The following is a 17,682-nucleotide window of genomic DNA, read 5'->3' on the forward strand; positions in this document are numbered from 1 at the left end:
GTTTTCATTTGGGTGTGATAGTATCCCGGCCATGAAAAGCGTCGTGCGTGCCTGTGCCTTGGTTTTGCTCGCGATCGTCCTGTGGGGCGGCGTGCATCCGGCCATGGCGGCGAACGGCGATTTGGTCGAGGTCTTCATTGACGCCCGCGAACCGGCTTACGTCATCTATCAAGGCGTGGCCGAGGACACTGCATTGGCCGCACGCCAGGAAATGGCGGGCTATGCGACGTTGGAAGGCATTTCATTGGTGCCATGGGCGCAGTTCAGCGCCAACGTGCGTGCATTCATCGCGCCGGGCATCGTCAAAAACGAATATCCCGGCGAGCGCACCGCACTGGGGCTGTTGGCGCTGCTCAAGGCGCATCCGGGACGGCCGGTAGCGATCACCTGGAACGGCGGCATCGCGACGACGTTTTTCGATTTTCAGCACGCCGTCGAGGTGTATGAGGCCTACCTGGAAAACGCCGCCGGATACGAAAACAGCCGCCGCGAACGCAACGAAGACGACCCGCTGGACCCCGATACGCAAATCAGGGCCATGCTCGGCGGTTGATATCTGGGATGAAAATAGCCGTTTCCAGGAACCGGAAAGGGCGAGGTGCAGGGCATTTTCGCACTGGCAATTGTTGCCGCCGACCGTTATTTTTCGATCAACACAACGGCTTTCAAGCCTTTCAGCTTAAGGATTTAGATCATGCCCGAATATCGCTCCCGCACCTCGACCCACGGCCGCAACATGGCGGGCGCGCGCGGCTTGTGGCGCGCCACGGGCATGCAGGACGGCGATTTCGGCAAGCCGATCATCGCGGTGGTCAACTCGTTCACCCAGTTCGTGCCCGGTCACGTGCATCTGAAGGACCTGGGCCAAATGGTGGCGCGTGAAATCGAAGCGCACGGCGGCGTGGCCAAGGAATTCAACACCATCGCGGTCGACGACGGCATCGCCATGGGCCACGACGGCATGCTCTATTCGCTGCCTTCGCGCGAAATCATCGCCGACAGCGTCGAGTACATGGTCAATGCGCATTGCGCCGACGCGATGGTGTGCATTTCCAACTGCGATAAGATCACGCCGGGCATGATGATGGCGGCGATGCGCTTGAACATTCCCGCCGTGTTCGTGTCCGGCGGACCGATGGAAGCAGGCAAGGTGGTGGTCAACGGCGAGGAAATCGCCGTCGATCTGATCGACGCCATGATCCAGGCCGCCGACCCCAACGTTTCGGACGAAACGGTGATGGATTTCGAACGCGCCAGCTGCCCCACCTGCGGCTCGTGCTCGGGCATGTTCACCGCCAACTCGATGAACTGTCTGGCCGAAGGCTTTGGCTTGGCGTTGCCGGGTAACGGCTCTTTGCTGGCCACCCACGCTGCGCGCAAGGACCTGTTCTTGGAAGCCGGCCGCATCGTCATGGAAATCACCAAGCGCTATTACGAAGACGGTGACGAAAGCGTCCTGCCGCGTAACTTGGGCGGCAAAAAAGCATTTGAAAACGCCATCGCGCTGGACATCGCCATGGGCGGTTCGACCAACACCGTGCTGCACATTCTGGCCATCGCCAACGAAGGCGAGGTCGATTTCACCATGAAAGACATCGACGCCATGAGCCGCCGCGTTCCGCATTTGGCCAAGGTCGCACCGTCGACCCAGTTGTTCCACATGGAAGACGTGCACCGCGCCGGCGGCATCATGGGCATCATGGCGGAACTGGACCGCGCCGGGTTGATCCACCGCGACGTCGCTACTGTGCATTCCAAGACCTTGGGCGACGCTCTGGATCGTTGGGACATCATGAACACCGACGATGAGTTGGTGAAAGCCTTTTACCGCGCCGCCCCCGGTGGCGTGCCGACCCAGGTCGCGTTCAGCCAAAACAGCAGCTACGAGACTTTGGATACCAACCGCGAATTGGGCTGTATCCGTGACAAGCAACACGCTTACAGCGCCGACGGCGGTTTGGCGGTGCTGTATGGCAACATCGCCGAAAACGGCTGCATCGTGAAAACCGCAGGCGTCGACGCGTCAATCCTGACCTTCAAGGGCCGCGCGCGCATCTGCGAAAGCCAAGACGAGGCGGTGGAGAAAATCCTCGCCGGCGACATCGTTGCGGGTGACGTGGTGCTGGTGGTTTACGAGGGCCCCAAAGGCGGTCCCGGCATGCAGGAAATGCTCTATCCGACCAGCTACCTGAAATCGATGGGCTTGGGCAAGGACTGCGCGCTGCTCACCGACGGGCGTTTTTCCGGTGGATCGTCGGGACTTTCGATCGGTCACGTATCCCCCGAAGCGGCCGAAGGCGGGGCCATCGGCTTGGTTGAAGAAGGCGACATCATTGAAATCGACATCCCCAACCGTTCCATCAACGTTGCGGTCGGTGATGAGGTGCTGTCCGCACGCCGCGACGCCATGGTCGCGCGTGGCGCGAAGGCCTGGAAACCGACCAAAGACCGCCCGCGTAAAGTCAGCGCGGCGTTACGCGCTTATGCCGCGCTGGCGACCAGCGCGGACCGTGGCGCGGTTCGTGATGTCAGCCAGGTCGAAAGCTGACACGAAGTCGAAATCAGATGAGATTTTTGCGTTTTCGCCGTCTTGCAGAGGTGGCGGAGACGCAATTCTCACAAAAAACGACGTAAAATTTTCCCCGATGTTAAAATAAGCGTTCTTGAAATTCTCGTGTAGAGCGTGTGGTGCGATGGGCTGGCCAATCTCGTCGATACCTTGGTTTGCCTTTGTTATCCACACTTGTTGTGTGGGTAATATTTTTGCGCCGCACGAATGAGTGCAACTTATGCGGTATTTGGCCCATCATCCATTGTAACGAAAGTGTGTATTTTGATTGATCGTCAATCTAATTTGCAGTACGCATATTGGCGTAGATGAGCCTTATGTCTCGTCGATTAAGTGTGGGCGGCCCTCAATTTAGATAACCTTTCAATGTACTTGAATGGCGTCCTGTGCCCTGGATGTTGCGTCAACGTCGAGTTGCACAACACTGATCATCAATACGGGAAAACCCGCAGGTGAGAGTGAAACAGTGCTTGTAGAATGGACCAGTAAACTCGAGACCGGCGTCACATTCGTCGATGCCGATCACAAGGTTCTCATCAACCTGCTCAATCAGGTCAATGACTGCATTTCCGACAATGAGGAATCGACGGTTCTCGGCAGCGTGTTGGATGCGCTGGTCGAATACACGGACTATCACTTTCTGCGCGAAGAAAAGATGATGGAGTTGAGCGGTTATTCGGGCCTCGAAACCCACAAAACCACTCACCGGGTGCTCAGCGGTCAAGTCCGTGCCGTTTATGAAGATTTTCAAGCCAGTCCGTGGAACGTCGATCCCGTCCATGTGCGCGATTTCCTTCAGTCGTGGCTGGTCGATCACATCATGGGGTCCGATTTTGCTTATCGCGACACTTGTCTGAACAACGCTGCAGCCTCTGACGCAGCTGGACAAGTTGGTTTTTTGGGCGACGGTGTGACGTTCAACGAATGGGAACATCTGCGCGTCATGCTGGTGGACGACAATCCCAACTTCTGTCGCTTGATCCGCACCATTTTACGTGCCGTGGGCATTCGCAACATTCAGATCGTCGACAACGCCGCCGAGGGTATCTCCCGCTTGGCTGACCGTCCTGCGGACGTGGTCTTGTGCGATTGGGTCATGGACGACATGAACGGAACCGAGTTCGCCCGTAGAGTGGGGGAAATGCAATTGCCCACCCGCGTGGTGATGTTGACGGGCTATTCCACCGACGTCTTAAAAGAACGTTCCAGCGACTTGATGGTCGCGGATTACCTGGAAAAACCGATCAAGGCGCGCAATTTGCTGGAAACCATTTCCCGCGTCGCCATGGTGGTGCCGTTCGCGGCGGTTGGGTTGGGCTGAACTGAGGCGTTAGCTCGACAGTTCACACCATACCGGCGTGTGATCGGATGGCTTGTCCCATCCACGCGGCGTTTTGTCGATGCCACTATCGACCAGCCGATCCGCCGCTTGCGGGCTAAGCAATAAATGATCGATGCGACAGCCTTCGTCGCGATCCCACGAACCGGAGCGGTAATCCCACCATGAATAACGCCCACCTTCCGCGTTGCAGGCGCGGAACGCATCGGTCAGGCCCAAATTCACGATCCAGCGCAGGGCGTTGCGGCTTTCGGGCAGATACAGAGCGTCGCGCGTCCACTTTTGCGGCGCGTAAACGTCTTCGGGTTCGGGAATGACGTTGTAGTCGCCGCCGAGAACGAACGGCTCTTCGGTTTTCAACAGCTCTTTCGCGTGGGCGTACAGGCGGCGCATCCAGCGCAGTTTATAGTCGTATTTGTCGCCCGGCGCAGGATTGCCGTTGGGCAGGTAGATGCAGCCCACACGCACGCCGCCGTTTTCGCCCTGCACGATGCCTTCAACGTAGCGCGCCTGTTCGTCGTCTTCTTCGCCGGGCAGACGCTCGGCGGTGATTTCGATGGGGGTCTTGGACAAGATCGCCACGCCGTTGTAGGTCTTTTGCCCGACCACGGCGGCCTCGTAACCGGCGGCGTTGACCTCCAGCATGGGGAAGTTTTCTGCCACGCCCTTAAGTTCTTGCAACAGCACCACGTCGGGGTTGAATTCACCCAACCAGCGGATCAGGTGCTCTTGTCGGGCTTTGAGGGAATTGACGTTCCAGGTGGCGATTTTCATGGAGACTCCAGACGGCAAAAGGGCCCGCGATCACGAGCCCTTTTGGTAACACGATTCTTAAAACGACTTAAGCGCTTAGACGGAGAACGAGGTGCCGCAACCGCAAGTCGAGCTGGCGTTGGGATTGTCCATGGTGAAGTAAGCGCCCATCAGATCGGTCTTGAAGTCGATGGTCGCGCCGCCGACGAACGGGATCGAGGTTTCGTCGACCACCACGTTGATGCCGTCGCGTTCGAACACCACGTCGTCGTCGTTGACCTTGTCGTCGAGGCTGAAATTGTACTGAAAGCCCGAGCATCCGCCGCCTGAAACGCCAATGCGCAGTTTCAGATCCGGGTTGCCTTCGTTTTCGATCAGCGCCTTGATGCGGGTGACCGCGCCGTCGCCGATTTTCAGGGCGTTTTGCATATCGGTGGTATCGGGCATGATGTCCTCGTTCATCAGGTTTTGCTAATCATAGCGTATTTGTACCTTCATGTAATATGCAATCGGCGAATGTCAAACGCTTGCGGGGCTTGTTGTGTAAGGGTAGGTTCCCCCCATGGACAATTCGACCGAAAATTTCGCACCCTACGCCTGTATCCCCGAACAAAGCCGGGGCCGCCTGCACGATGAGCCGGAAAGCGCCACCCGCAGTTGCTTTCAGCGCGACCGCGACCGTATCATCCATGCGGCGGCGTTTCGCCGTTTGCAGTACAAAACCCAGGTGTTCGTCAATCACGAAGGCGATTTTTTCCGTACCCGCCTGACGCATTCCCTGGAAGTGTCGCAAATTGCGCGTTCCATCGCTCAGAACATGGGCCTTAACCAGTATTTGGCGGAAACCTTGGCGTTGGCCCACGATATGGGCCACACGCCGTTCGGCCACGCCGGTGAGTTCGAACTGGAAGAGCTGATGGCGCCGTACGGTGGTTTCGACCACAACGCCCAGTCGTTGCGCGTGGTGACCAACCTGGAACACCGCTACGCCGATTTCGACGGCCTCAATCTGACCTGGGAAACCTTGGAAGGGGTGGTCAAGCACAACGGACCGCTAACCGGTTTCGACGGTGCCGCGCCGCTGCCGTGGGCGATCGTCGAATACGCCAAGCTGCAAGACTTGGAATTGTCCACCTATGCTTCAGCCGAGGCACAAATCGCCGCCGTTGCCGACGATGTGGCGTATAACAATCACGACATCGACGACGGTTTGCGCGCGGGCCTGTTTTCTATCAACGACATTCGCCAAGTCGATTTCGTCGGGCGCACCTTTGCCGAGGTGGAAAAGCTGTATCCGGATTTGGACTTTTCGCGCACCGTGCACGAAGTCGTGCGCCGCACCATCGGCTTGATGGTCGAAGACATTTTGGCCGAATCCCGTGCGCGCCTGGCCGACGCCAAGCCCATAACGGTCGACGATGTGCGCGGTTATGGCGCGGCGTTGGTCGGATTTTCCGCTGAAATGGCGAAAAACGACCGCGAACTGAAAGAATTCTTGTTTCCGAACATGTACCGCCATTACAAACTGAACCGCATGACCTCCAAGGCGCGCCGCGTGGTCAAGGATCTGTTCGAGTTGTTCTTGCGCGAACCCGAAACGCTGCCGACCGAGTGGCAGGCGGGCGCAGGCGCGCCGGGCGACGAGATCACGGCGCGCGTGGTCGCCGATTACATCGCCGGCATGACGGATCGCTATGCCCTGGACGAACACCGACGATTGTTCGACTTGCAAGCGCGCACCAGCGAATTCACGCTGGGTTAAGTCTTTAAACACCCTGGGATATCTGAGAACCCCACATGAACTTGTTTACCCACTTTCGCGATCAAATCGCCACCCTGATCGAAGACCTTGCCGCCGCTGGCGAACTGCCGGGCGGATTGGACCTCAGCCGCATCACGGTGGAACCGCCGCGCGACACGTCCCATGGCGACATCACCACCAACGCGGCCATGGTGCTGGCGAAACCGGCGGGGAAAAACCCGCGCGATATCGCCGCGCTGTTGGCGGCCAAAGCCGAAAGCATGAGCGGCGTCACCGGTGTGGAAATCGCCGGGCCGGGTTTTATCAACATGCGTTTGAGCGAGGATTTCTGGCAATCGCGGTTGCGCGACATCTTGGATGCGGGCGCGGCCTACGGCGACAGTGCCGCGGGCCAAGGCCACAAGGTTAACGTCGAATACGTGTCCGCCAACCCGACCGGTCCAATGCACGTCGGTCACGCGCGTGGCGCGGTGTTCGGCGATGCCTTAGCGGCGCTGTTGGACAAGGCGGGCTACGACGTCACCCGCGAATATTACATCAACGACGCCGGCGCGCAGGTGGACGTGTTGGCGCGCTCGCTGCATCTGCGCTACCGCGAAGCGCTGGGCGAAAAGATCGGCGACATTCCCGAAGGCTTGTACCCCGGCGACTATCTGGTCCCCGCGGGCGAAGCGTTGGCGGCGCGCGATGGCGACAAGTGGAAAGACGCGGACGAGGCCGAGTGGGTGCCCGCCGTGCGCGATTTCGCCATCGATGCGATGATGGCAATGATCCGCGACGACCTGGCGGCGCTGGGCGTTCAACACAACGTCTTTACGTCCGAGCGCCAGTTGGTGAGCGACAACAAGGTCGCCGAGGCGCTCGACTTCCTCAAAGACCAGGGGCTGATTTATCAAGGCGTTCTGGAACCGCCCAAGGGCAAGCTGCCCGATGACTGGGAAGAGCGCGAACAGACGTTGTTCAAGGCTACCCAGTTCGGCGACGACGTCGACCGTCCGGTGCAAAAGTCGGACGGCAGCTGGACCTATTTCGCCACCGACATGGCTTATCACCTCGACAAATACCGGCGCGGCTTTTCTGACATGATCGACGTGTGGGGTGCGGATCATGGCGGGTACGTCAAACGTATGCAGGCGGCGATCAAGGCGCTGAGCGGCGGCAACGCGGCGCTCGACGTCAAATTGTGCCAAATGGTGTCGTTGATGGACGGCGGCGAGCCGGTGAAGATGTCCAAGCGCGCGGGCACCTTCGTGACGCTGCGCGACGTGGTCGATCAAGTCGGCAAGGACGTGGTGCGTTTCATTATGTTGACGCGCAAGAACGACGCCGGTTTGGAATTCGACTTCGCCAAGGTCACCGAACAATCCAAGGACAACCCGGTGTTCTACGTCCAATACGCCCACGCGCGGGTCAATTCGGTGATGCGCATGGCCGCCGACGAACTGGGTGCCGACGCGGTGACGGACGACGCTGTGCACGGCGCCAATTTGGGCCGTTTGAACGACGACAACGAACTGCAGTTGATCAAGCAATTGTGCCAGTGGCCGCGCATCGTCGAAAGTGCGGCGGTGGCACATGAACCGCATCGCATCGCGTTCTATCTGGGCGACGTTGCGGCGCAGTTCCACGGCTTGTGGAACAAGGGCAAGGACGACAAGGCGCTGCGTTTCATCATTGCCGACGACGCCGAGCTGACGCTGGCGCGCCTGGCGATGATCCGCGCCGTCGCCAACGTCATCGCTTCGGGTCTGAACGTGTTCGGCGTAACCCCTGTGAAAGAGATGCGTTAACCATTTAGCGCTAGTATGCGAGCCATGAACAAGCAACCCGATTCGCCCGATCCATACGACGACCAATACGACGAGAACGTCCCCGACGCGTCGGAACTGTTGGACTTTGAACTCATCGCCAAAAGCCAGCCCGACAAGGGCCACGGCCTGTGGCTGTGGGTCGTTTTGGTGCTGGTCCTCGCCGGTGGCGGCTGGGCGGGGTGGATGTACGTGCAAGACCAAGCCGCGGACGATCAGGCCTCTGCGGGCAACGTGCCGATGATCTTGGCGCCGAAGTTCGATTTGAAGGAAAAACCGGCCGATCCCGGCGGCATGAACGTACCCGACCGCGACAAGTTGGTTTACGACCGTATGGCCGGCGAGCAAGACAGCGGTGGCGCGGGGCAGGTGGAACGCTTGTTGCCGCCGCCCGAAACGCCGATCGAGCCGCCCCAGGCCATGCCCCAAGCGCTTGAGCCTGTCGCCGATGCCGCGCCTGCGCCCGCACCCGAAATGACACCCGAGGCCGCACCCACGCCGCCGCCCGCACCGCCCGCTGCCGCGCCGAGTGCTCCTCAAGAGGTGGCGAAAGCCCAGCCCGCGCCGGAACCCGCACCAGCGCCACCCCCGAAAGCCGCGCCGGAGGTTAAGCCCGCACCGGCACCCGCGCCCGAGCCCGAGCCTTCTCCAGCGGCCGCCAAAGCCACCGGAACCGCAGGGCAGGGCTACATGGTGCAGTTGTCCGCGGTGCGCAACGAAGCCGACGCCAAGAACGAATGGGCGCGCATGGTGAAAAAGCACAGCGATGTCCTGGGCGGTCTGGAGTTGGTGATCCAGCGCGCCGATTTGGGCGTGAAGGGGGTCTTTTACCGCGTGCGCGGCGGCTGGTTCGCCAATCGAAACGAAGCCAAGGCCATTTGCGATGAGCTCGCCAAGCGCAACGTGGGGTGCTTGATTGCCAAGCCTTAAGTCAGATGCCAAGCCCCGAACGAAACCCTTGGCGGTCGTGTTCGGGTGCTCTGGGTTGGCGTTGACCGCCGAGGAACGCGCTTTTTTTCAAGCCTGCAATCCGCTCGGTTTCATCTTGTTTCAGCGCAATTGCGACAGCCCCGAACAGGTGCGCGCCCTGGTCGATGATCTGCGTGCGTGCGTGGACCGCCCGGATGCGCCGGTGCTGATCGATCAGGAAGGCGGCCGCGTGGCGCGCCTCAAACCGCCGCATTGGCCGGAATTTCCCGCCGCGCGCGCGTATGCCGACCTCTACGCCCAAGACCCCGCCAAGGGCGTTGAAGCCAGCACGCTGGGCGGGCGTTTGATCGCGCACGAATTGGCGGCGCTGGGGGTGAACGTCGATTGCGCTCCGGTGCTCGACGTGCCGCAACCGGGCGCGGACCCGATCATCGGCGATCGGGCGTTCGGCGCGGACGGCGCAACCATCTCCACCCTCGCCAAGGCGTTTATGGACGGCCTGATGAAAGGCGGCGTTGCCCCGATCATCAAGCACATTCCCGGTCACGGCCGCGCGCTGGTGGACAGTCATATGGACCTGCCGCTGGTTGACGCCCCGCGCGCAGATCTGGAAAACACCGATTTCGCGCCGTTTCGCGCCTTGCACATGGCGGCGTGGGCGATGACCGCGCATGTGGTCTACAGCGACCTCGATCCGCGTCAACCGGCCACCTTGTCGGCGGCGGTGATCGCCGACGTGATCCGAAAACAGATTGGTTTTCAAGGGGTTTTGGTGTCCGACGATCTGTCCATGAAGGCGCTGAGCGGCGGCTTCGCGGACCGCGCCCGCGCCAGTTTGGCGGCGGGCTGCGACGTCGCGCTGCATTGCAACGGCGACATGAACGAAATGGTTCAAGTGGCCGACGGCGCATCAGAGATGACGCGGGCCGCCTGGTCGCGCTATAAACTGGGTGAACTTCACCGCACCGCCGCTGCCCAGCCTTTCGAAACGGATGCTGAGCACGCTGCGGCCCGCCGCCGTTTCGACACCTTGTTGGGATAACGTCCCCCAAGAACCCAGAAAGCCGCACAACGCCCATGATGGACTTCGATCCGTATCAGATATTGATTATCGCCTCGGTGTGGGTGATCCCGATCGTCCTCGCCGTGACCTTGCACGAAGCCGCGCACGGTTGGGTGGCGTCGAAATTGGGCGACGATACCGCGTTGCGCATGGGCCGGGTGACGTTCAATCCGATCAAGCACATCGACCTGTTCGGCACCATTTTGATGCCGGCGGGGTTGTTGCTGCTCAGCGGTGGGCAGTTCATGTTCGGGTTCGCCAAGCCGGTGCCGGTGAATTTCTTTCGTCTGCGCCATCCCCGTCGCGACATGATCTTGGTTGCCGCCGCCGGGCCGGGGGCGAACATCCTGATCGCCACGGTGTCTGCCTTGTTGTTGCACGTGGCCCAGTATCTGCCTGATGCGATGGTGCTGTGGACCGCGCAAAATCTCGTCAATGCGATGCAGGTCAACATCATATTGGCGGTGTTCAACCTGATGCCGCTGCCGCCGTTGGATGGCGGACGCATCGCCGTGGGGCTGTTGCCGCAGCCGTTTTCGGGTATGTTGGCGCGGCTGGAACGCGCCGGGTTCACCATTTTGATCTTCCTGCTGTTTATTCTGCCGTGGATTGGTGACAAAATCGGGCTCGATTTGAATGTGCTGCGGGTTTTGGTCTTGGTTCCGGCGCAAGCGGTGATGGACATCATCGTCACCGTGACGGGAATCAGATAACGTCGCCAAAAGGATGAATGTTGAGAGTCGCATGATAGACGACACGTCGGGATTTTCTGATTTTGAAGAGGATGGGCTGCCTGAGATGCCCTCCGTCTCGCCGTTCGAGGTCGAGGTGGACGGCTATGCCGGGCCCATTGACGTGCTGCTGACGCTGGCGCGCGAACAGAAGGTCGACCTGATCCACATCTCCATCGTGCAGTTGGCGGACCAGTATTTGAAGTTCGTTATGGAGGCGAGCCGCAAAAACCTGGAGCTGGCCGCCGACTATTTGGTCATGGCGGCGTGGCTGGCGTACTTGAAATCGCGCCTGTTGCTGCCGGATTTGAGCAAGGAAGACGAGCCGTCGGGCGAAGAGCTAGCCGCCGCGCTGCAATTTCAGTTGCAACGCCTAGAGGCGATGCAAAACGCCGGCGAAAAGTTGATGGCGCTGGCGCGCCTGGGCCAGGACTTTTATTCACGCGGCGCGCGCGAACGGTTCCACACCACGCAAAAAACCATCTTCGACGCCAGTTTGACGGACCTGATCCGCGCCTATGCGCGTCAGAAAAGCCGCAGCACCAAGGGCAAGACCCTGCACATCGAATCGTCGTGGGAATTGCACGCCATCGAGGATGCGCTGATGCGGTTGCGCGCGCTGGTCGGCCACACCCCCGATTGGCGGACCTTGATCAGTTTTTTGCCCGACAACCTGCAAAGCCCGCTGACCCGCCGTTCGGCCATGGCCAGCACTTTCGGCGCGGTGCTGCAACTGGCCAAGGAAGGGCGGTTGAAAATCCGTCAGGATGGCACCTTCGGCGAAATTTATTTCCAAACCACCGAGGACTGGGACAAGCCCTTCGTTCACGACGCCAAACCCGAAGATGACGAGGGCGAGGCCGAATACGATGGATTGGGCGAATACGAACCCGGTAACGAAGCATGAACGAAATCGAAAACGAAATGCCCGAAGATCTCATGGACGGCGACGAGTCCGCCCAGGTCGAAAGTGAACAGGCCGACGCCCCCGACGACAACGAGGTCGAAGCCGCGCCGGTCAATCGCGCGCAGCAGCGCGAAGCCGAAATCAAGGCCGCCAATGCGGCCTTCGACGAGCTGGATGGCGACGACATGGCCGACATCGACGAGGCCGAGAACGACGAAGAGGTCGACCCCGAGCTGGTGCGTCTGCTCGAAGCGGTGATGTTCGCGTCCAGCGAACCGGTGTCGGAACGTGCCCTTGCGCACCGGTTGCCCGATGGCGTCAACGTCAAGGCGTTGTTGCGCGAACTGCGCGGCTTTTACGACGAACGCGGCGTCAATTTGGTGCGACGTGGCGGTTCGTGGGCGTTTCGCACCGCGCCGGATTTGGGCCAACGGCTGAATCTGGAAGTCGAAGTGTCGCGCAAGCTGTCGCGTGCGGCCATCGAAACGCTCGCCATCATCGCTTATCACCAGCCCGTCACCCGCGCCGAAATCGAAGAAATTCGCGGCGTCAGCCTGTCCAAGGGCACGCTCGATCTGCTGTTCGAAGAAGGCTGGATCAAACCGCGCGGACGCCGCGACACGCCGGGGCGGCCGATGCAATGGGGCACCACCGACAATTTCTTGGATCACTTCGGTTTGGAAAGCGTCAGCCAGTTGCCCGGGCTCAAGGAACTGCGCGCCATGGGCCTGCTGGATTCGCGTCCCGCCATCGAAGCCTATTCGGTGCGTGGCACCATGCAGACCTCGGCGGAAGTTCAAGAAAGCCTGGTGCTCAGCGAAGCCGAGATCGTGCGCGCTCAACACCACGACGAAGACGACGACATCGCCGTGCCGCCGCTGCACAACACGCCGCTGGAAGACGCCATCGACGCGACCCGCCCCGAACCGGAGCCTGAACCCGAGCCGGAGCCCGAGGTCGAAATGGACTATTCCGGCACCACCAAGGCTACGGCGGACAAGCTCGACGCGGCCATGGGCGCGGTCGCCGATGCGGTCAAGAGCGCGGTTCAGGCCTTGGAGCGGGAAGAAAACAAGGATCAAGACGACCTCGACGACGAGGACGACGAGAACCGATAAAAGGCAATCACTTATGCGAAAACTTGGAGTTGTTTTCGCTGCACTGCACCGTTTCCCTTGATCCGGGACCATCGGCTCTGTATGAAAGTCATTCATGCGATTTCGCGGCGAGGCGCCGAACCGGCGCTGAGGGGGAGAAATCCCCGATTTCACGAGATTGCGCACAGTTTTTAAGACACCAGACGAACGGGATAACGACATGGGTGTTATGGGTATTTGGCAGTGGGTGATCGTTCTTGCGATCGTGTTGCTGCTGTTTGGCGGCCGAGGCAAGATTTCTGGCCTCATGGGTGACTTCGGCAAAGGCCTGAAGTCCTTCAAGAAAGGCATGAAGGGTGACGACGACGATGAAGCACCGGTAGCCAAAACCGAAGCGATCGAGGAAAAGACCACCAAGACCGTGGACGCGAAAGCCGAAGACAAGGACAAAGCCTCCTAAGGCTTTGTCGTCTCGCGTGCTGTCGCCTTGCAAAAGAGGCGGCAGCATTTCTCTTTCTTTCCTTGCATCAAGTAATCGGCGGTAGTCTGCCATGTTCGACATCGGCTTGCCGGAAATGTTAGTGATTGGGGTGCTCGCGTTGATCGTCGTGGGCCCCAAGGACTTGCCCAAAACCATCAAGATGGTTTCATCGTGGATTCGCAAAGCCCGCATGATGGCGCGCGACTTTCAGTCGGGCGTCGACGAGATGGTGCGCGAAGCCGAACTGGACGATGTGAAAAAGCAACTCACCGACGGCAGCAATAGCCTGAAAAAAGAGTTGGAAGAAACCGTCGGCACCGATCTCGCCAAGGATCTTGACCTCAGCGACGACGAAACCGCCAAGGTGACTTCCAAATCCAACGTCGACGTCACCGAGGTGATGGAACCGGGCGACAGCGCCGAAGCCGACCGCACGGCGGCCATGCCGTCCGCGCCGGCTGACGATGACGACGTGATGCCGATCGCCACCACTTCACCGAAGACGGAACAGACATCGTGAGCGACAGCAACGTCACCGCCGATCCTGTCGAAGAGGATAAAGCCCCGCTGATGTCGCATCTGCTGGAGCTGCGCAAACGTCTGATGGTTTCATTGGGCGTGGTGTTGGTGCTGTTCTTCGCCTGCTACGGTGTGTCGGAATACATTTATTCGTTCCTTGCCCAGCCATTGGCCGATGTTTTGCGCGAACACGGCGGCGGGAACCAGCGCATGATCTTCACCGCGCCGCACGAAGCGTTCTTCACCCGCATCAAGGTGGCGTTCTTCGCTGCGGTCTTCATCAGCTTCCCGTTCGTCGCCGCGCAGTTTTGGAAGTTCGTCGCGCCGGGACTGTATAAAAATGAAAAGAAAGCGCTGCTGCCGTTCTTGATTGCTTCGCCGGTCTTGTTCTTCTTGGGCGCGGCGCTGGCGTACTATTTTGTGTTTCCCGTCGCGTGGCAGTTCTTTGCCGGGTTCCAAAGCACCACGGGCGCGGGCGGTCTGCCGATCGAATTGGAAACCAAGGTCAGCGAATACCTGTCGTTGGTGATGCGTTTGATCTTCGTGTTCGGTTTGGCGTTCGAACTGCCGGTGGTGCTGACGCTGCTGGGCCGCGCGGGCATGGTCACGGCCAAGGGCTTGCGCGAAAAACGCCGCTATGCGGTGGTGATCGCGTTCATCGCCGCCGCGATCTTGACGCCGCCCGACGTGATCACCCAAATCGGCCTCGCGGTGCCGACGTTGATGCTGTACGAAATTTCCATCCTGTCCGTCGCCATGGTCGACAAGCGTCGCGAGGAAGACGAGGATGAACTGGAAGACGACAGCGACGACGAGGACAAGGGCCTGGTGTTCGACGAAGACGAAACCGGACCGACCGAGCCCAAGCCCGCACCGGAAAAAAAGCCCGAACACGGCGACAAAAACAAAGTTGATGAAGTACCCGAACCTTAAGTTCGGTTCAGGGGAGACGGCCGATGCATGACATCCGCAAAATTCGCGAAAACCCGCAAGCCTTCGACGCCGGATTGGCGCGCCGTGGCTTGGAGCCGTTGAGCGGCGAGCTGATCGCCTTGGACGACGAGCGCAAGGCGCTGGGCACCTTGGCGCAAGAGATCCAGTCCGCACGCAACGCGGCGGCCAAGGAAATCGGCCAGCGCAAAGCCCGGGGCGAAGACGCGGCGGATTTGATCGAAGAGGTGTCCAAATCCAAGGACGCCCAGGCCGACGCCGAAAGCAAGGCCAAAGACGCGACCGACAAGCTCAACGCCGCCCTGGCAGGCATCCCCAACATCCCCGACGCCGACGTGCCCGACGGCGCGGACGAACACGACAACGTCGAGGTTAAAAAATGGGGCACGCCCAAGAGCTTCGATTTTGCCGTGAAAGACCACGTCGATTTGGGCGAAGGCTTGGGCATGATGGATTTCGAAACGGCGGCGAAGATGTCCGGCGCGCGGTTCGTGATTTTGTCGGGTCAACTGGCGCGGCTGGAACGGGCGTTGGCGAACTTCATGCTCGACCAACAAACCCTGCACAACGGCTACACCGAAGTGAACCCGCCCGCGTTGGTCAAAGACAACGCGCTGTTCGGCACCGGCCAGTTGCCGAAATTTGCCGAAGATCTGTTTCACACCGAAGACGATTACTGGCTGATCCCCACCGCCGAAGTGCCGCTGACCAACATCGTCGCCGAGGAAATGATCGCCGAGGATTACCTGCCGCGCCGCTACACTGCGATGACGTGGTGCTTCCGTTCCGAAGCGGGTTCGGCGGGCAAGGACACCCGCGGCATGATCCGCCAGCACCAGTTCACCAAGGTGGAAATGGTGTCGGTGGTCAAACCCGAAGACTCTGACGCCGAGCTCGCACGCATGACCAGCTGCGCCGAAGGCATCCTGGAAGCGCTTGAACTGCCGTACCGCACCGTGGCGCTGTGCACCGGCGACATGGGCTTCGGCGCGGTCAAGACCTTCGACATCGAAGTGTGGCTGCCGGCGCAAGACACCTACCGGGAAATTTCCAGCTGTTCCAACACCCGCGATTTCCAAGCGCGGCGTATGAACGCGCGTTTCAAGCGGGCAGGGGAAAAGAAGCCCGAATTCGTCCACACGCTGAACGGTTCGGGTCTGGCGGTCGGTCGTTGCTTGGTGGCGGTGTTGGAAAACTATCAAAACGAAGACGGCTCCATCACCGTGCCCGAAGCCTTGCGTCCGTACATGGGTGGGCTCGAGGTCATCAAGGGATCGAGCTGACCATGCGCGAGCGCGTGCCCGACCTGTCCCGCGCGCGGGTGCTGATTTCCAACGACGATGGCGTTAACGCGCCGGGCATCAAGGCCCTGGAACGGGTGATGAAGCGCATCGCCGGCGAGGTCTGGGTGGTCGCGCCGCAAACGGAACAAAGCGCCGCCGGACATTCGCTGACCTTGCGCTCGCCGCTGCGCATCCACAAAGTTTCCAAGCACAAGTTCGCCGTCACCGGCACGCCCACGGATTCCGTGATGCTGGCGGTGCACGAAGTGATGAAGGACTGCCCGCCCGATCTGGTGCTCTCAGGCATCAACCGCGGCGGCAATCTGGGCGAAGACGTAACCTATTCCGGCACCGTGGCGGCGGCCATGGAGGGGACGCTGCTGGGCATTCCGTCGGTGGCCTTTTCCCTGGTCACCCCCGATGAAGCCAAAGCTCATTGGAAGACGGCGGAAGTCTACGTCGAAAAGGTCATGAAGCAGTTGGCCGGGGTGTCGTTCCCGCGCGGCGTGCTGCTCAATGTCAACATTCCCGATTGCCTTGCCGATCAGGTCACGGGGATCGAGACCACCCGCCAAGGGCGGCGCAAGATCGGCTGCGAGCTGTTGCAAGGCCGCGACCCCAAGGGCGCGCCGTATTATTGGATCGGCGCGCAGCGCGACGAGGACAAGTCGCTCAAAGGCACCGACCTGGAAGCGGTCAGTCGCGGCGCGGTGTCGATCACGCCGCTGAGCCTCGACCTGACCCACCGGGCGATGATCAAGACCTTGAAGGAGGCCCTTTGATGGCTGCCCCTTCCGCGCCGCGCAATCCCGGCATGATGCAGTTGGTCTTGGACCTGCGCAAAAACGGTGTCGCGCCCGCGATCATCGACATCATGGAAAAGACCCCGCGCGAGATGTTCGTGCCCCAAGCCTTTCAAGACCGCGCGTTCGAAAACGCGGCCTTGCCGATCGGCCATCATCAGACCATCAGCCAACCCCTGGTGGTGGCGCAGATGACCGAGGCGTTGGAACTCAGCGATCGCTGCAAGGTGCTGGAGATCGGCACCGGGTCGGGCTATCAGGCCGCCGTGCTGGCACCGCTGTGTCGGCGGCTCTACACCATCGAACGTCACCGCAACCTGCAAGACGAAGCCATCAAGCGGTTCGAGGCCCTGCGCATCCACAACATCACCACGCGGTGCGGCGACGGATCGAAGGGCTGGCCCGAACAGGCGCCGTTCGACCGCATCATCGTCACGGCGGCGGCCATCGACATTCCGCCGGTGCTGGTGGATCAACTGGCCGTCGGCGGCATCATGGTGGTGCCGATCGGCGACGACCAGCATGATCAGCGTCTGGTCAAGGTGGTGCGGCGCGAAGACGATACCAAAATCACCGACCTTGGATGGGTGCGGTTCGTGCCGTTCGTCGAAGGCGAAGCCCCGGCATGACCCTTGGCGCGTTCCAGGCATTGATGCCAAGCGCGGCTAAGGCCATAATCCGCCTAT

Annotated in this window: 18 protein-coding genes; 16 read left to right on the forward strand and 2 right to left on the reverse strand. The window is 60.4% G+C overall.

The annotated features are described in order from the left end of the window. The first annotated feature begins 31 nt into the window (after nt 1-31). The 3 genes from VIN96_RS07235 to VIN96_RS07245 all read left to right on the forward strand — a co-directional run bounded on the left by VIN96_RS07235 (nt 32) and on the right by VIN96_RS07245 (nt 3,890). Complete coding sequence (locus VIN96_RS07235; RefSeq protein WP_331895021.1) at nt 32-553, forward strand: hypothetical protein; 522 nt, start codon at nt 32-34, stop codon at nt 551-553. 141 nt (nt 554-694) lie between these two features. Further along, nucleotides 695-2,548, forward strand: coding sequence for a dihydroxy-acid dehydratase (gene ilvD, locus VIN96_RS07240; protein ID WP_331895023.1), 1,854 nt, complete (start codon nt 695-697; stop codon nt 2,546-2,548). A gap of 487 nt (nt 2,549-3,035) precedes the next feature. After that, nucleotides 3,036-3,890 (forward strand): bacteriohemerythrin, encoded by an 855-nt coding sequence (locus tag VIN96_RS07245; protein ID WP_331895025.1) that lies wholly within the window; start codon nt 3,036-3,038, stop codon nt 3,888-3,890. 9 nt (nt 3,891-3,899) lie between these two features. Here VIN96_RS07245 and xth read toward each other — a convergent pair whose 3' ends face one another. Both xth and erpA read right to left on the reverse strand, forming a co-directional pair. Next, nucleotides 3,900-4,682, reverse strand: a complete 783-nt coding sequence (gene xth / locus VIN96_RS07250; RefSeq protein WP_331895027.1) for an exodeoxyribonuclease III — start codon at nt 4,680-4,682, stop codon at nt 3,900-3,902. Nucleotides 4,683-4,757: 75 nt separating this feature from the next. After that, nucleotides 4,758-5,108, reverse strand: a complete 351-nt coding sequence (gene erpA, locus VIN96_RS07255; RefSeq protein WP_331895029.1) for an iron-sulfur cluster insertion protein ErpA — start codon at nt 5,106-5,108, stop codon at nt 4,758-4,760. Between the two features lie 115 nt (nt 5,109-5,223). On the opposite strand from erpA, the gene VIN96_RS07260 reads away from it, so the two are divergent. From VIN96_RS07260 to VIN96_RS07320, 13 genes are all read left to right on the forward strand, one after another. After that, nucleotides 5,224-6,423 carry a deoxyguanosinetriphosphate triphosphohydrolase gene (locus tag VIN96_RS07260; RefSeq protein ID WP_331895031.1) on the forward strand — a complete coding sequence of 400 codons (1,200 nt, stop codon included), beginning with the start codon at nt 5,224-5,226 and terminating at the stop codon, nt 6,421-6,423. 35 nt (nt 6,424-6,458) lie between these two features. After that, entirely contained in the window at nt 6,459-8,213 is a 1,755-nt protein-coding gene (gene argS / locus VIN96_RS07265) for an arginine--tRNA ligase (protein WP_331895033.1), read from the forward strand. 24 nt (nt 8,214-8,237) lie between these two features. Beyond that, the gene (locus tag VIN96_RS07270; protein ID WP_331895035.1) at nt 8,238-9,161 is read left to right on the forward strand and encodes an SPOR domain-containing protein; all 924 of its coding nucleotides are present in this window, start codon (nt 8,238-8,240) and stop codon (nt 9,159-9,161) included. Nucleotides 9,162-9,198: 37 nt separating this feature from the next. After that, nucleotides 9,199-10,203, forward strand: coding sequence for a beta-N-acetylhexosaminidase (nagZ, locus tag VIN96_RS07275; protein ID WP_331895377.1), 1,005 nt, complete (start codon nt 9,199-9,201; stop codon nt 10,201-10,203). Between the two features lie 35 nt (nt 10,204-10,238). Continuing rightward, on the forward strand, nt 10,239-10,937 hold the full coding sequence (locus tag VIN96_RS07280; protein ID WP_331895036.1) for a site-2 protease family protein: 699 nt from the start codon (nt 10,239-10,241) through the stop codon (nt 10,935-10,937). A 31-nt stretch (nt 10,938-10,968) separates the two neighbouring features. Beyond that, nucleotides 10,969-11,862: a ScpA family protein gene (locus VIN96_RS07285; protein ID WP_331895037.1), complete on the forward strand. Its 894-nt coding sequence runs from the start codon at nt 10,969-10,971 to the stop codon at nt 11,860-11,862. Further along, the gene (gene scpB / locus VIN96_RS16695) at nt 11,859-12,980 is read left to right on the forward strand and encodes an SMC-Scp complex subunit ScpB (RefSeq protein WP_414675597.1); all 1,122 of its coding nucleotides are present in this window, start codon (nt 11,859-11,861) and stop codon (nt 12,978-12,980) included. Before VIN96_RS07285 ends, scpB begins: the two co-directional genes overlap by 4 nt. 199 nt (nt 12,981-13,179) lie before the next feature. After that, nucleotides 13,180-13,419 carry a twin-arginine translocase TatA/TatE family subunit gene (locus VIN96_RS07295; protein WP_331895038.1) on the forward strand — a complete coding sequence of 80 codons (240 nt, stop codon included), beginning with the start codon at nt 13,180-13,182 and terminating at the stop codon, nt 13,417-13,419. A gap of 91 nt (nt 13,420-13,510) precedes the next feature. Next, a complete protein-coding gene (tatB, locus tag VIN96_RS07300; RefSeq protein ID WP_331895040.1) occupies nt 13,511-13,960 on the forward strand; it encodes a Sec-independent protein translocase protein TatB in 450 nt (149 codons plus the stop codon). Next, the gene (gene tatC / locus VIN96_RS07305) at nt 13,957-14,892 is read left to right on the forward strand and encodes a twin-arginine translocase subunit TatC (RefSeq protein ID WP_331895041.1); all 936 of its coding nucleotides are present in this window, start codon (nt 13,957-13,959) and stop codon (nt 14,890-14,892) included. The genes tatB and tatC overlap by 4 nt, the downstream gene beginning before the upstream one ends. A 23-nt stretch (nt 14,893-14,915) precedes the next feature. Then, nucleotides 14,916-16,193, forward strand: coding sequence for a serine--tRNA ligase (gene serS, locus VIN96_RS07310; protein WP_331895042.1), 1,278 nt, complete (start codon nt 14,916-14,918; stop codon nt 16,191-16,193). 2 nt (nt 16,194-16,195) lie between these two features. Further along, nucleotides 16,196-16,975, forward strand: a complete 780-nt coding sequence (surE, locus tag VIN96_RS07315) for a 5'/3'-nucleotidase SurE (RefSeq protein ID WP_331895043.1) — start codon at nt 16,196-16,198, stop codon at nt 16,973-16,975. Further along, complete coding sequence (locus VIN96_RS07320) at nt 16,975-17,625, forward strand: protein-L-isoaspartate(D-aspartate) O-methyltransferase (protein WP_331895044.1); 651 nt, start codon at nt 16,975-16,977, stop codon at nt 17,623-17,625. Before surE ends, VIN96_RS07320 begins: the two co-directional genes overlap by 1 nt. Nucleotides 17,626-17,682 lie beyond the last annotated feature (57 nt).

It is taken from the genome of Magnetovibrio sp. (assembly GCF_036568125.1).
In the GTDB taxonomy this organism is placed as follows: Bacteria; Pseudomonadota; Alphaproteobacteria; order Rhodospirillales; family Magnetovibrionaceae; genus Magnetovibrio.